The following is a 13,033-nucleotide window of genomic DNA, read 5'->3' on the forward strand; positions in this document are numbered from 1 at the left end:
CCGATCGCTCCCCACAGATATTAAAATAAGAACAGTTCAGCAAAGTTTCACAGTAATCATTCATGTCAGTATTGGCCGCGATCGCAGTTCTAGCTCTCCTCATCGTCGTACACGAGCTCGGCCACTTCCTGGCCGCGAGATTTCAGAACATCCACGTCAACCGCTTCTCCATCGGCTTTGGCCCCGTGCTCTGGAAATACCAAGGGCCAGAGACCGAATATGCTCTCAGAGGCATCCCTTTGGGCGGTTACGTGGGTTTCCCTGACGAAGACCCCGAAAGTAACATTCCCCTAGATGACCCCAATTTACTCCGAAATCGCCCCGTACTCGATCGCGCGATCGTTATCAGTGCCGGCGTGATCGCTAACCTGATCTTTGCCTACTTCCTGTTAGTGACACAATTTGCCACCGTAGGTATACAGGAATTGCAGCCGGGAGTTGCCATTTCCCAAGTCAGTTCCCAATTGAGCCTCGCTTCACAGGCAGGCATTAAGTCGGGAGACATTGTTTTAGCAGTCAATGAGGAGCAATTAGCGACTGACGTGCCCGCTGTCCAGTCCTTAAAAGACATCATTCAAAGCCATCCCAACCAAAGTATTAAATTTTTAATTCAGCGAGGGAATGAAAAACTGGCGATCGCACTTAAACCAGAAGCCGGCCCCGACGCTAAGGGTCGCATCGGCGTTCAACTAGCTCCCAACGGCGACAAACCGGGAGTTGCGATCGAACCTTTGCCAGAATTGAGTTTAGCAGCATCCGCAGGTATCAAACCCGGAGATGTTATCCTCGCAGTAAACGGTCAGGAATTGGGAACTAAAACGTCACCCATAAAAGCTTTAATGGCAGTCGTTCAAAGCCATCCCAATGAAAGCATTAAAATGCTAATTCAGCGCGATGGTGAAAAATTGGATATTCAGGTAAAACCCCAACCAGACCAAAGCCAAGAACTGATTGCTCTCAAATTAGATGCCAATATTGTCAGGCGCAGAGCTAGCAATATTATCGAAGCATTGAACACTGGAGCCACTGAATTTCAGCGAATTGTCACTCTGACAGTTCAAGGTTTCATCAAACTAATTAGCAATTTCAGCCAAACTGCTGACCAACTTTCCGGGCCAGTCGCTATTGTTGCTATCGGTGCAGATATCGCGCGATCGGATGCAGGAAATCTGTTTCAGTTCGCCGCCCTAATTAGCATCAACCTTGCTATTATCAACATCTTGCCTTTACCCGCCCTCGATGGCGGTCAGCTAGCCTTTTTATTAATAGAAGGACTACGCGGGAAACCCTTACCTGCAAAAATTCAAGATGGCGTTATGCAGACAGGTTTAATCCTGTTGCTAGGTTTGGGAATTTTCTTGATTCTTCGCGATACAGCTAACTTGGCTGGCGTAGAATGGATGAAGAAACTTCTACAACAATAATTAGTTAACTGTTAACGGTTAACTGTTAACCGTTAACAGTTAACCATTAACAATTAGCAATGAGCAAAAAATTGAGTCTGCGGCAGCGATCGCTCGAAATTCTGATCCGACTTAAACGCCTTTATCCCGATGCTCCCTGCACCCTCAACTATGAAACCCCAGTGCAGTTGCTTGTGGCTACAATACTCTCAGCTCAGTGTACTGACGAGCGAGTAAATAAAGTCACGCCAGCCTTATTTCAACGCTTCCCCGATACTGCGGCGATGGCGATCGCAGACATAGAAGAACTAGAAAACCTCGTGCGTTCCACCGGCTTCTACCGCAACAAAGCCAAAAACATCAAAGCCGCCTGTCATCTAATCGTAGAGAAATTCAACGGGGAAGTCCCAAAACGGATGGAATTACTGTTAGAATTACCCGGAGTTGCCCGCAAAACAGCTAACGTTGTTCTCGCCCACGCTTACGGCATTAATATGGGCGTAACAGTCGATACTCACGTCAAACGCCTCAGCAACCGCTTAGGTTTAACAGAACACGCAGACCCAATTCGGATTGAGCGAGATTTGATGAAACTACTACCTCAACCAGATTGGGAAAACTGGTCAATTCGCCTAGTTTATCATGGTAGAGCCATTTGCAATGCTAGAAATCCAGCTTGTGGGGTGTGCGAACTTGCAGATTTGTGTCCCTCTGCTACAGTTACAGGACTTGCAGAATAACGAATTTATTGCCATTCAGGGGCGTAAATAAACAACTAAATCCACGTAATTAAACATAAGATAAGGATGGCTAAAAAGCTGACTGTATAAACATTCTTCCTTCTCTCCTAGATAACTAAATTTTTCTTCCTTCTACTTATCATCTAGCGATGTGAAGCAAAAGTTGCTACAATTTACAGCAACCGCCAAGGTGGTTAGGACATTCTAGTTTCCTCAAACCCTTAATTCTATTCTCTTTTTCCCTAGTCCTGAGCATCCTAGCCCCTAGCCCCTAGCTATACATCCAAAGTCGGTAATGTTGTAATGAATGCCGCGCCCTGAAATTCCTTGCCTGAGTATTGCGATCGCACGCCTGAAAACCCCTGCGGAAAACCATTTTGCCGCTTGGGTTCTACAATCCCCTTATCCCGGCGGATACGTCCACCACGACTGCATTTGGCCAGAAACTCTGTCTCAGGCGTGGCAAGCTTGGCAGGAGATGTTTTCGCCCCACAGTTTGCCCCAGATCGCCCCCGTGCCGGCACCCCAGCTAGCATTAGCGCTGACTTCTAGTAGCGATGTCTCCAATGGCAGCAAAACCCTCAGCTATAGCAGCCGCCTGATGCAGCAATTGGGGATGAGTCTGTGGCAATGGCTGATCGCCGGGCCAATTCAAGGTAGCCTCCACGAAAGTAAAGGGATTGCGATCGGGCAAAATCTACCCCTGCGAGTGCGCCTTGACCTTCGGGAACCCGATCTCATTGCTTTACCTTGGGAAATTATGCAGCCACAGGCGGGTCAACCGGCGATTTCTCTGGGTCAGCAATTGCTATTTAGTCGCACGACTAGCGATGTGGAACCTTTGCCGGTGCTACGTTTGGGCCAATCTTTAAATATTTTGTTGGTTTTGGGAACAGGAGGAGGAAATTCGCCGCTAACGAGTTTGGAATTGGAAGCAGAGGCGGCGGCGTTAGCGAATGTTTTGGAGATTTCTAGTAAAACTGAGGCGAATGGCAATTATCCAGAGGCGATCGCGCCTACTTGTGTGGAAACTCTGATCCAACCGACGGCGGCGGAATTGATCGATCGCTTAGAAGCGGGGACGACACTGGGACAGGGGCCTTACAATATTTTATTTTACGCGGGTCACGGGATGCCAGGCCCAGATGGAGGGTTACTATTTTTAGGGCCCGATACTACCCTCAATGGTACGGAATTAGCTCAAGTTTTGGTGCGCTGTCGGGTAAATTTGGCGGTGTTTAATGCTTGTTGGGGGGCGCAACCCGCTATGGAAGTGTTGACAAATTCCAGTCACCAAGCGTTATCCCGTAGCAGTTTGGCGGAGGTGTTGATCCATCACGGCGTACCGGCGGTATTGGGGATGCGGGATGCGATCGCAGACAGAGAAGCCCTCAGTTTTATCCAAGCTTTTGCCCAAGCAATGGCCGCGCGAATGCCCGTAGATCAAGCGGTTGCAGTTGCTAGACAGCAACTTTTGACGCTTTACAAATTCAATCAACCGGCTTGGACATTACCTGTATTGTATATGCACCCAGAGTTTGATGGGCAACTGCTGACCTCTATTTTAGAAATTAGAACTGAATTACCCGCAAATTCACCAACTTGGATGGGGCGATCGCTACCGATTGCTTATTTGCGATCGCCCACAGAAACTACCCGCATTTGGCCAATTGGGGCCGGAATCGTGCGAGTTGGGCGCGGGGAAGAAAACGACGTAGCCATTCCCGAATCCTGGGTTTCCCAAAAACACGCTGAGATTTTTTGCCGCAACAGCGTTAACACCGGCAAGACTGAACAGACATACTTTCTCCGAGATTTCTCCCGCTACGGTACGCTGATTTTGGGCCCCGATGGCTGGCAGAGAGTTCATCACCAAGAAGTTGCTTTACAGTCAGGAATACAGATAAAATTTGGCAGTTCTCAAGGTCAGAGTCTAGAATTTATCATCGAATTCACAAAAACTTCTCCTCATACTGGAGTTGATTGCGGAACCAGCTAAAGTGGTGCTGTAGTTAAGCAGGTAATAGGTGATTAGACCGGATAAATTAGCACTCCATGCTCTACAATTACCAGTTACCTCTTTTTCATATCCCCTAACCGATTTTGGAATTGCATGATGGCAGAGCAAACTACTAACTCTCAATATTTTCAAGAGTCGCAAACTCAGGCTGAGTTAGAATTATTAGAAGTAATTGTCCAGACTGATATTCCTTACCCTTGGAACCCAGCCCAGTCTGATGCTGAAGCTTATTTTACAGATTTAGAAAAGGAATTTTCAGTTTCAGATTTGCTTTCCGATGCCGACTTAACCGAGAATTCTCAAATATTATTTGCCCAATTAGATCGAATTTGGTCAGCAAGAGAACTGCAAAAGTCTTTGTTTGATAAATTTGCTCTAGTACCTAAAGATTTACTCAATAGAATTGCTGAAAGCGTTCAAAAGGTAATAGTTAACTATCAATCTTTGGCTGAGCAAATGGTTCAGTGTACCTTAGAGATTTTACCTCAGTGGCCAGAGGAAGATTTACAGGTGTTAGCCCGCCCTTTGGCCTATGCAATGCGAAATGCTGAACAGGAGTCTGATCTTCCTCTGCTGAAGTCTTGGGAAGAGTTATCCGAGATTGAACAAGCTAGGATGAGTTTAGCTATTGCCCGTTATGCTATCTCAATTAGCAGTGATTCTTGATGGTATAGCTAGGGACTAGGGGCTAGGGAAGAAGGGATAGAATTAAGGGTGGAATAAAACTAGAATGTCTTAACCACCTTGGCGGTTGCTAAGTAGGTGGACATAAATAAACGCTATAAAATGCACAGGTGGGCGCTCGCCGAAACCATCTTCTTCTATGAGTTACAGGTTTTTTGCGGCGAGCGCCCACCCTACGTTTAATTATGTCTGACTACTTATAATAGGTAAGGGATAAATCGCAACTTAGCTAATTATCCCTTACCTATTTTACCTTAAACTAAACTGTCAGGATCGACACCCAGAGAACGCAGTTGTTGAGCTAATATTTCTGCTCTATTACGCTCTATTTCTGCTTGTTGTTGGGCCGCCTCTGCTTGTTGTTGGGCCGCCTCTGCTTGCTGTTGGGCCGCCTCTGCTTGTTGTTGAGCCGCTTGCAACTGTTCTTTGGTTAACAAATCTTTCTCCATTGACCAAAGTAACATATTTCCTTCACCATCCCACCAGCGAAGCCAAAAGGCGTTAAGATCGAATCTTGTTCCTTGCCAAACTCCCAGAAATAATCCCAAATCAGCAAACCAATAACGATTTTCCTCATTAGGATTTTGCTGTTCGTAGATTCCTGAAGTTAAATGATAAACTTCTAAATCTCCTGTTTCTGGATCGAAAATTACATAAACTGGGACTTCTAAAATTCGTTCGTAGAACCACCACTTACCATAGGGATAAGTGCGTTTTACCGAATATTCACCCCCATCAGTATGTGATAGAAATTCCATCACAATTGCGACCTTTTGTCCCTCAGCATTAGGTGTATAACTTCTGCGAATTTTTCCAGAAGTTAGGGGTGGAACATTGGGAACGTAAACCCAATCAGGGGCCTTTACTACGGTTTTACCATTGACAGTAGCACAAATGCCGAAGTTAGTAGCAATCAACATTGACTCAGTAATAAGTCCTGCTACTCCTAAGCTTTCTTTTAATGCAATTGCTAATTCTGGCTGAATAATGTTGTCCACAGGATCGTCTGGTAAGGGAAAATCTGGGGGTAATTTTTCCCAAGTAATAATGTACTCGGTTTTTGATGCTGGTTTCGTTGGTGTGACAGTCATGGTTTATTCCTCGTTATTTTTTCATTGGTTATTTTTCATTTGTTTAATTAAGTGGATTTACTTATTATCCCATTCTCCCTTATTTTCTCCTATTTAGCAAGCCGAGTTGCAAAGTTTTGATCGCGGTTGGGAGAAAGCGCTCGTGCTTTCAAAATTGCTGCGGCTAAAAACATATAAGAAACAACACCTACTAATGCCAATAATAACACGCTTACTGTTCCTGAAGCATTCCATAAAGCGTGAAGTGCTGACGCACTGAAGTAGCCAACACCTAAAATTTGCCAGCGCTTTCTAGGTTTTAAAACGCTCAATCCGATAAAATATCCTAGATAGCCGCTGTAGGCCATGTGTCCGGCTACGGAGCCTAAAATCCGGGGAATTAGCAATTGTAAACCTACTAATTGACCTGCATCTGCTCCCCCTTGCAGGGTAGCGTTTTGAATAATATTAGGAACGTATTGCCCCAGTGTTTCTAGTAGGGTAAATCCCACTGCTGAGGCAGATCCCAATAAAATTCCGTCTAAAGGTTCCCAGATACCTATTCGTTCTCGCCAAGGCGATCGCAGACAATTTCCTAACAGCAATACTCCCAATACTGGCAGAGCTTTCAGCAATTCTTCCATCAATCCTGCCCCGAAAAACATTCGGATTAGGAGGCTAAAAAATCCTATTTCTTCGCCCTCGATTGGCAATTGACCAGGTAATATGGCACGGAATACTACTAAGAAACCTATTAGTAGAGGACTTACCAAAATCAGGACTGTAGCTAAGGCCGAACCAAATAACACCCACCAAGGTTTACGTTTACCGCAGAGTTGATATACAAAGTAGTAAGCTGCACTGGCAAGATAAGCAGCTAGTAGCAGGTTAAATGCGGCTGAATTACCGACGGCCCCAAACATTAAGACTACAAAAACTACCGTGGCAGCACCGGGATATAAATAAGCTTTTTGAGTTAAATGTTTTCCCGTTGAGGCAATAGGAAATAGTTGGGTTAATGTGATATAATCTTTTTCGGGAACAGGGGAAAGGCTGGTAGTTCCTGATGCTGCTACTACCTGCTTTTCTGGGGGTACTGGAGGAGATTCAAAGATAAATTCAGGGCCATCTTCACCAAGGGTAATAGTATCGCCTAGTTCTAAAATTCTACACCCTTGCAATTTTCTACCATTTACATAAGTGCCATTAGCACTATTAAGATCGCAAACTTCCCATCGGGGAAAACTACTGTTAGCCAAGGGGCGGACTATTGCGTGGCGGCGGGAAACCATACCATAAATATTTGAATCTAAGGCGATTTGACAGTTAGGTTCTCGTCCGATCGCAACTTCCTGAGTTTCAGAAAGCTGATGTTTTTGCCATTGGGGATTAGCACTACCTTTAGTGGGTGATTGTAATAGAATACTCATAACGTAGTAGCGACTTTAGTCGCTTAATTGAAGGGGAAAGCGACTAAAGTCGCTACTACAAGCTGGAAGGAAAAAGCGACTGAAGTCGCTACTACAAGTTTGAGAAAGGGACATTATTATTTGATTTATTTTCGCTAAGTAATAGTTAACTGTTAACAGTTAACTGTTAACAGTTAACTATTTCTACTGATTTGAGTTGTTAGCATCCTGAACGGCTGCATAAAATAACAACCCTGTCAGTGGTATGCTGAGAGCTAAGATAATGCCAGTTACTAAACTACCAAGTTGGGGAGTTCCTGAAGATAACTCAAAAATTGAGCCGACAGCGGCGATCGCAGTTATACAGGAACCAGCCAACAACAAAGAACTTTTGGGTGTTCCTGCCATCATATAGATTTAACCGCCTTTGGTGAAAACTTGTGCTTGACTAATTCATCGGTAAGTGCGAGTTTATTTTCGACGCGATCGACAAATAACACGCCGTTAAGATGATCCATTTCGTGTTGAATGGCGCGGGATAATAGTTCTGTAGCTTTCAATGTTTGAGGTCTGCCGTATTCGTCCCGGTAGAATACTTCTATGGCTTCTGGGCGTTTGACTTCTAGGTACACGCCGGGAATGCTGAGACACCCTTCTTGGAAAACGCAGACTTCGCCGCTATATTTCTTGATGCTGGGGTTGATCAATACTAAGGGTGGGTTAGCAGCGTTGTCGGGTTCGCAGTCAACGACAATTACTTGTTTTTGGACTGCGACTTGGGGGGCGGCTAAACCGATCCCTTCGGCGCTGTACATAGTTTGCAGCATTTCGCGGACTAGCTGCCGAATTTCTGCATCAACGCTAGCAACCCGCTTTGCTGGCTGCCGCAGGGCGCGATCGCCCAAGGTATGTATTGTTAGAGGCGGCTTTTCTAACTTTTTCTTTTCAACTAAAACCTCGGAAGTCATCGCATCTTCTCTCGCAATTAGGGTTAAATTTTAAACAATAGCCTGATCTTCAATCTTAATGGATCTTAATGGATATCTGACGACTTATGACTAAGCGCTCTCGAAACTCCCAACCTGTTCTCAGCATTCCGCGATCGCCTCTGGAATTAGGCCTTGAGGTGGTGGCGGTTGCGGGTATTCTATGGGGTTGCTGGATTATTTTTCAGTCTTGGGATGGGTTAGGCGATCGCATTCCCGTACATTTTGGCTTTTCTGGGCAGCCTGATGCTTGGGGCAACAAAGCAGCGATCTGGATTTTACCCGCTGTAGCTGTTGTTTTTGATGTGATGTGGGCAGTGATGGCAAATTATCCCCATACTTTCAATTATCCTGTGGCAATTACGGAGGAGAATGCGCGGGTGCAATATCACTTAGCGCGATTGCTTTTGGGGTGGTTGAAAATAGAAATGATCTGGCTATTGATGTGGATTTTGTGGCAGCAAATTCAAGTTAGTTTAGGTAAAGAGGAAACCGTGAGTGTGGGATTCGTGTTAGCGACGATAATAGTTATTTTGGGAACAGTTGCAGTATATTTTCGTAAGGCTTTAGCCATGACTAGGGGCTAGGGGCTAGGGGCTAGGGGCTAGGGTAATAAGGGGCTAGGGGCTAGGGGCTAGGGAAAGAAGGGGAAGAAGGGAAAAAACGGGAGAAAGGAAGGAAGGGAAGGAAGGGAAAAAAGGGAATAGAATCAGCGAGTTTGGTAGAACTCAGAACGTCTTAACTGCCAAGATATGGCTCTAACAACCAATAATTAATAACAAAAAAAATGAAAAACAAAGACGACCTAAAGCGGTATTTATTACAACTTGATAATCGTAGTTACAAAGCCTATAAAGACATTCAAGGTAACTATGATTTTTCTGACTTTACTCTAATTATTGACTACGTTCAAGGCGACCCCTTCGCATCTCCCAGTAAATTTCGAGTTCAAATACCCCAAAACATTGCTAAATTCCCTCCCGAACTCTACATTACACCCAGCAGAGAAATCGCATTTAGAGATTATTTAACCCGCCAATTTGATAAGATTGCTGGTACTGTTAGCGGTCGTCGCGGTACTGGCAAAAGCGGATTAATTGCTATTACTAAATTTGGACAAGAAGTTTTAGAAAGAACTTCAGTTTTTATTGACAATCAAATAGTAGAATTGCGCTTTGTTGTCGGATTACCAGCCGGAGGCAGGAGCATTTTAGGTCGTCAAGCTGCTGAAATGATCTGTGAAGATATCCCCTACATTGTTAGCAAATCTCTCAAATATTCGGCTCTGAATCCCGCTGAATGTCTTCGTCACGTTGAAACTGTAGAAGATGCTGAATGGCTGCGTCAACAATTACCTGAAAAAGGATTAGTTGCTTTTGTTGCTGATGGTGCAATTTTGCCTCGTCGCACTGGTGTTGATGACCGTCCTCTATTAGATAATGCTATCGCTTTTAAGTCGCCCCCCTCCTTAGCAGTTGAGTTTAATTGTCCAAATCGTGGTAAAATTACAGGCATGGGTATCCCTGCTGGTGTAACTTTAATTGTCGGCGGTGGCTATCACGGCAAATCTACTTTACTGCAGGCCATTGAGTTAGGTGTTTACAATCATATCCCTGGAGATGGACGCGAATTTGTCGTTACCAATCCGGCGGCGGTGAAAATTAGAGCTGAAGATGGTAGAAGTGTAATCGGTGTCGATATTTCGCCTTTTATTAACCAGTTACCCCAAGGTCGATCTACTACTCAATTTTCTACAGAAAATGCTAGCGGTAGTACCTCACAAGCTGCTAATATTATCGAAGCTTTGGAGGCGGGAATTGTTAGGAAAAAGCCAGAGGAAAACTTAGTAGCGAGTCTCGCATCAGTGCCAGTTTTATTGGTAGATGAAGATACAGCGGCGACTAACTTTATGATTCGCGATCGCAGAATGCAGGAACTAATCGCCAAAGACAAGGAACCGATTACACCATTTATCGATAAAGTCAAGCAATTATACCAGGATTATGCGGTTTCCACAATCTTAGTGATGGGGGGAAGTGGCGATTATTTCGATGTGGCGGATACTGCGATCGCGATGGATAACTTTCAAGCCTATAATGTTACAGAAAAGGCCAAGGAAATCGCGATCGCTTACTCCACAAGTCGCACCGCTGAAGGTGGCGCACATTTTGGCAAAATTACTCAGCGAGTACCAATTCCCGCTAGTCTCGATCCTAGTCGCGGTAGGCGAGACGTGCGAGTTAAGGTTCGGGATGTGGATGAGGTGGCTTTTGGAACTGAGGATATTGATTTAGCTGCTGTTGAACAAATCGTCGATAGCGGACAATTGAGAGCGATCGCAGCGGCGATGGTTTATGCTAAGCAGGAATATATGGATGGAAAGCGGACTTTATCAGAAATACTCGATCGCGTCATGACCGATATTCAATCTCAGGGTATGGACATTTTATCACCTTTCCCCCAAGGAGATTTTGCCATGTTTCGGCGGCATGAATTAGCAGCAGCAATTAATCGACTTCGGAGTTTATCAGTTGTTGCTCGAACGGGGTAAAATAGGTACCTCATTTATAATGCGGCGGTTGAAACCGCTACTACACAAACTAAGTCCGCCTACGCGGACTAAAGGTATTTACAGTTAATAGTTACAGGACTTACGCATAGAGTCCCAGAAACCGGGTTTTTGAGAGTATATGTGGGTAAAAACGAAGTATTTTCGTCTAAAAACCCGGTTTCTTTGGTTGGGTGTGTAAGTCCTGAGTTAATTAACCTAGCGTCAGTAATTGGGAGGGAAAATCTACCTCTAACCGCATAGTTTGAAGCCATTGCAAACCCATCAAAATCTCCGGCAATTCGTCCCCAACGTGAACAGGAATTGTAAACTCTTGTCCGTCAAATATGACAGTACCCACATAAATATCGAAAAATTGCTCTCCTCTCGCCGTTTCCATAATTCGCCTAGCTTCAAGAATAGGCCAAGCCAATGCTTCTACGTCTTGGAGATTAATCGCTAACCAGCCACTCGTGAAGCCTGTATCTAGTAGCGCATCAACTTGGAATCCTTCTCCATCAGCAGCAATCAAATTTATTTCAAAAAATAGCTCTCCAATCTCCCCAAACTTACCTGAAATCATATTTTACCACAGGCTCCAGTTTCATTTAGACGAAGAATGCCAAGCCAGCCAGTGGGGTATTTTTGACGAGCTTTTTGGATTGCTACCTCTTCATCTGGGTCGATGAAATAGTCACCACTGTTTCCCTCAATAATAATAAACCAGTTGTAATGGTCAGCTATCAATCCCGGCTTAACTCGGTCAAAAATTTCACGATATTGCCGATCGATTACTTCTCTTTCAGCTTTACGTTGAGCAATTTTTTCTGGCGACCACTGAATTTCTGGAAATATGCGACCGCGACGTATAGGGCGAGTATTAGATGTTTGAGTCATAATCTAGATTTACCCGTTTAACTAAATCATATTTTACCACAGGTTCCAGTTTCATTTAGACGAAAAATACCAAGCCAGCCAGTGGGGTACTTTTGACGAGCTTTTTGGATTGCTACCTCTTCATCTGGGTCGATGAAATAGTCGCCGCTGTTTCCCTCAATAATAATAAACCAGTTGTAATGGTCAGCTATCAATCCCGGCTTAACTCGGTCAAGAATTTCACGATGCTGCCGATAGAGGACTTCTCTTTCAGCTTTACGTTGAGCAATTTTTTCTGGCGGCCACTGAATTTCTGGAAATATACGACCACGACGTATAGGGCGAGTATTAGATGTTTGAGTCATAATCTAGATTTACCCGTTTAACTAAATCATATTTTACCACAGGTTCCAGTTTCATTTAGACGAAAAACACTAACTCTACTACTAGGGTTTTTCTGACGAGCTTTTGAGATTGCTTCACTGCGTTCGCAATGACTAATAGGACTTAGGAATCAATAATAAAATTTGTCATTTGTTTACTATCAATATTCTGGCTCGTTCCTAGAGTGAAATCTAGGAACGAGAACACAAAAGAATACAAAAACTTAGCCGGCCAAACTTCCCATACTCAGCGGTACCATTTCTCCGTGTGCCGTCAGGCCTAATAACATGGGTTCATTCGGTCGAATAATCTCTCCAGTGAGTACGCAACGCTGCTCCTGCTCTGCTGTCGCATTAAAGCTGGCTCGAATATCCGATCGCGAAAACTGGGGTCGAAAATCTCCAGATTTTTGTTGTACGAAATTCCAGAGGAGATCTCGAATCAATGCTTGATAGCCTTGATTGCCCGCAATCTCCTTTAGCCTCTCCTTGAGCTCTCTTTCTAGGCGGATGCTGGTGACTTCCATTTCGGTGGTAGAGGTTCTAGGAAGGGTGTACATATTTTTTTCCTCAAATGGGTGGACATATCTGTAATATCAGTGTAGTATGTTTACAGCCAGATTTAAAGCCCTCTTTTAACTTTTTGCCTTCCTGTGAACCTACCTACTTCCTCAACCTATCGACCTAACACCAATCGCCTCAGCGGTGGTGCTGGTGGCTCGTGGTGCGTCTCGCACGCGAGTTTTGCAGGCAAACGCCTGTTTAGAGGAGGTTATAGTGAGTTAGGAGTGGCCGAAGAGATTAATACAGATTTGGAGCGTGGCGATTCGCCAGTCGCAGGGACGCATAGGGCTCGACAAGCGGGAGGTATAGCAAGATAGCTGTACTTATATAGGAGAAAAAAATGTGCTTAG

At 44.6% G+C, this 13,033-nt stretch carries 15 protein-coding genes; 7 read left to right on the top strand and 8 right to left on the bottom strand.

Going from position 1 to position 13,033, the window contains the following annotated elements:
* Positions 1–62: 62 nt before the first annotated feature.
* The 4 genes from rseP to OSCIL6407_RS0106865 all read left to right on the top strand — a co-directional run bounded on the left by rseP (position 63) and on the right by OSCIL6407_RS0106865 (position 4,829).
* Positions 63–1,424 carry an RIP metalloprotease RseP gene (gene rseP, locus OSCIL6407_RS0106850; RefSeq protein ID WP_007357005.1) on the top strand — a complete coding sequence of 454 codons (1,362 nt, stop codon included), beginning with the start codon at positions 63–65 and terminating at the stop codon, positions 1,422–1,424.
* A 59-nt stretch (positions 1,425–1,483) separates the two neighbouring features.
* The gene (gene nth, locus OSCIL6407_RS0106855; protein ID WP_007357006.1) at positions 1,484–2,143 is read left to right on the top strand and encodes an endonuclease III; all 660 of its coding nucleotides are present in this window, start codon (positions 1,484–1,486) and stop codon (positions 2,141–2,143) included.
* Positions 2,144–2,450: 307 nt separating this feature from the next.
* Positions 2,451–4,142, top strand: coding sequence for a CHAT domain-containing protein (locus OSCIL6407_RS0106860; protein ID WP_007357007.1), 1,692 nt, complete (start codon positions 2,451–2,453; stop codon positions 4,140–4,142).
* Between the two features lie 114 nt (positions 4,143–4,256).
* On the top strand, positions 4,257–4,829 hold the full coding sequence (locus OSCIL6407_RS0106865) for a hypothetical protein (protein ID WP_007357008.1): 573 nt from the start codon (positions 4,257–4,259) through the stop codon (positions 4,827–4,829).
* Positions 4,830–5,101: 272 nt separating this feature from the next.
* Here OSCIL6407_RS0106865 and OSCIL6407_RS0106870 read toward each other — a convergent pair whose 3' ends face one another.
* From OSCIL6407_RS0106870 to def, 4 genes are all read right to left on the bottom strand, one after another.
* Positions 5,102–5,938, bottom strand: a complete 837-nt coding sequence (locus OSCIL6407_RS0106870; RefSeq protein ID WP_007357009.1) for a Uma2 family endonuclease — start codon at positions 5,936–5,938, stop codon at positions 5,102–5,104.
* A gap of 89 nt (positions 5,939–6,027) precedes the next feature.
* Complete coding sequence (locus OSCIL6407_RS0106875) at positions 6,028–7,347, bottom strand: PrsW family glutamic-type intramembrane protease (RefSeq protein ID WP_007357010.1); 1,320 nt, start codon at positions 7,345–7,347, stop codon at positions 6,028–6,030.
* Between the two features lie 183 nt (positions 7,348–7,530).
* Complete coding sequence (locus tag OSCIL6407_RS0106880; RefSeq protein ID WP_267879545.1) at positions 7,531–7,734, bottom strand: hypothetical protein; 204 nt, start codon at positions 7,732–7,734, stop codon at positions 7,531–7,533.
* A complete protein-coding gene (def, locus tag OSCIL6407_RS0106885; RefSeq protein WP_007357012.1) occupies positions 7,734–8,294 on the bottom strand; it encodes a peptide deformylase in 561 nt (186 codons plus the stop codon). The genes OSCIL6407_RS0106880 and def overlap by 1 nt, the downstream gene beginning before the upstream one ends.
* Before the next feature lie 86 nt (positions 8,295–8,380).
* Between def and OSCIL6407_RS0106890 the strand changes: the two genes are divergently transcribed.
* Together OSCIL6407_RS0106890 and OSCIL6407_RS0106895 are read left to right on the top strand one after the other, a co-directional pair.
* Positions 8,381–8,899, top strand: a complete 519-nt coding sequence (locus OSCIL6407_RS0106890) for a DUF1648 domain-containing protein (RefSeq protein ID WP_007357013.1) — start codon at positions 8,381–8,383, stop codon at positions 8,897–8,899.
* A 200-nt stretch (positions 8,900–9,099) separates the two neighbouring features.
* Positions 9,100–10,863: an ABC-ATPase domain-containing protein gene (locus OSCIL6407_RS0106895; protein ID WP_007357014.1), complete on the top strand. Its 1,764-nt coding sequence runs from the start codon at positions 9,100–9,102 to the stop codon at positions 10,861–10,863.
* A 211-nt stretch (positions 10,864–11,074) separates the two neighbouring features.
* On the opposite strand, the gene OSCIL6407_RS0106900 is transcribed toward OSCIL6407_RS0106895, so the two are convergent.
* The 4 genes from OSCIL6407_RS0106900 to OSCIL6407_RS0106915 all read right to left on the bottom strand — a co-directional run bounded on the left by OSCIL6407_RS0106900 (position 11,075) and on the right by OSCIL6407_RS0106915 (position 12,679).
* Positions 11,075–11,443: a hypothetical protein gene (locus OSCIL6407_RS0106900; RefSeq protein WP_007357016.1), complete on the bottom strand. Its 369-nt coding sequence runs from the start codon at positions 11,441–11,443 to the stop codon at positions 11,075–11,077.
* Positions 11,440–11,757, bottom strand: a complete 318-nt coding sequence (locus OSCIL6407_RS0106905; protein WP_007357017.1) for a hypothetical protein — start codon at positions 11,755–11,757, stop codon at positions 11,440–11,442. The genes OSCIL6407_RS0106900 and OSCIL6407_RS0106905 overlap by 4 nt, the downstream gene beginning before the upstream one ends.
* Before the next feature lie 26 nt (positions 11,758–11,783).
* The gene (locus tag OSCIL6407_RS0106910; RefSeq protein WP_007357018.1) at positions 11,784–12,101 is read right to left on the bottom strand and encodes a hypothetical protein; all 318 of its coding nucleotides are present in this window, start codon (positions 12,099–12,101) and stop codon (positions 11,784–11,786) included.
* A gap of 242 nt (positions 12,102–12,343) precedes the next feature.
* Positions 12,344–12,679, bottom strand: a complete 336-nt coding sequence (locus OSCIL6407_RS0106915; protein WP_007357019.1) for a ribbon-helix-helix domain-containing protein — start codon at positions 12,677–12,679, stop codon at positions 12,344–12,346.
* Positions 12,680–12,772: 93 nt separating this feature from the next.
* On the opposite strand from OSCIL6407_RS0106915, the gene OSCIL6407_RS34020 reads away from it, so the two are divergent.
* The gene (locus OSCIL6407_RS34020; RefSeq protein WP_007357020.1) at positions 12,773–13,000 is read left to right on the top strand and encodes a hypothetical protein; all 228 of its coding nucleotides are present in this window, start codon (positions 12,773–12,775) and stop codon (positions 12,998–13,000) included.
* The last annotated feature ends 33 nt before the right edge of the window (positions 13,001–13,033 follow it).

Source organism: Kamptonema formosum PCC 6407, from assembly GCF_000332155.1.
Taxonomy (GTDB): domain Bacteria; phylum Cyanobacteriota; class Cyanobacteriia; order Cyanobacteriales; family Microcoleaceae; genus Kamptonema; species Kamptonema formosum.

Excerpts from the sequence above, each read along its gene's own strand:
- OSCIL6407_RS0106865 (WP_007357008.1), top strand. The coding sequence starts at position 4,257 with ATGATGGCAGAGCAAACTACTAACTCTCAATATTTTCAAGAGTCGCAA.
- OSCIL6407_RS0106875 (WP_007357010.1), bottom strand. The coding sequence starts at position 7,347 with ATGAGTATTCTATTACAATCACCCACTAAAGGTAGTGCTAATCCCCAA.
- OSCIL6407_RS0106900 (WP_007357016.1), bottom strand. The coding sequence starts at position 11,443 with ATGATTTCAGGTAAGTTTGGGGAGATTGGAGAGCTATTTTTTGAAATA.
- OSCIL6407_RS0106915 (WP_007357019.1), bottom strand. The coding sequence starts at position 12,679 with ATGTACACCCTTCCTAGAACCTCTACCACCGAAATGGAAGTCACCAGC.
- OSCIL6407_RS0106910 (WP_007357018.1), bottom strand. The coding sequence starts at position 12,101 with ATGACTCAAACATCTAATACTCGCCCTATACGTCGTGGTCGTATATTT.
- OSCIL6407_RS0106880 (WP_267879545.1), bottom strand. The coding sequence starts at position 7,734 with ATGGCAGGAACACCCAAAAGTTCTTTGTTGTTGGCTGGTTCCTGTATA.
- rseP (WP_007357005.1), top strand. The coding sequence starts at position 63 with ATGTCAGTATTGGCCGCGATCGCAGTTCTAGCTCTCCTCATCGTCGTA.
- def (WP_007357012.1), bottom strand. The coding sequence starts at position 8,294 with ATGACTTCCGAGGTTTTAGTTGAAAAGAAAAAGTTAGAAAAGCCGCCT.
- OSCIL6407_RS0106870 (WP_007357009.1), bottom strand. The coding sequence starts at position 5,938 with ATGACTGTCACACCAACGAAACCAGCATCAAAAACCGAGTACATTATT.
- OSCIL6407_RS0106890 (WP_007357013.1), top strand. The coding sequence starts at position 8,381 with ATGACTAAGCGCTCTCGAAACTCCCAACCTGTTCTCAGCATTCCGCGA.
- OSCIL6407_RS0106895 (WP_007357014.1), top strand. The coding sequence starts at position 9,100 with ATGAAAAACAAAGACGACCTAAAGCGGTATTTATTACAACTTGATAAT.
- OSCIL6407_RS0106860 (WP_007357007.1), top strand. The coding sequence starts at position 2,451 with ATGCCGCGCCCTGAAATTCCTTGCCTGAGTATTGCGATCGCACGCCTG.
- nth (WP_007357006.1), top strand. The coding sequence starts at position 1,484 with ATGAGCAAAAAATTGAGTCTGCGGCAGCGATCGCTCGAAATTCTGATC.
- OSCIL6407_RS0106905 (WP_007357017.1), bottom strand. The coding sequence starts at position 11,757 with ATGACTCAAACATCTAATACTCGCCCTATACGTCGCGGTCGCATATTT.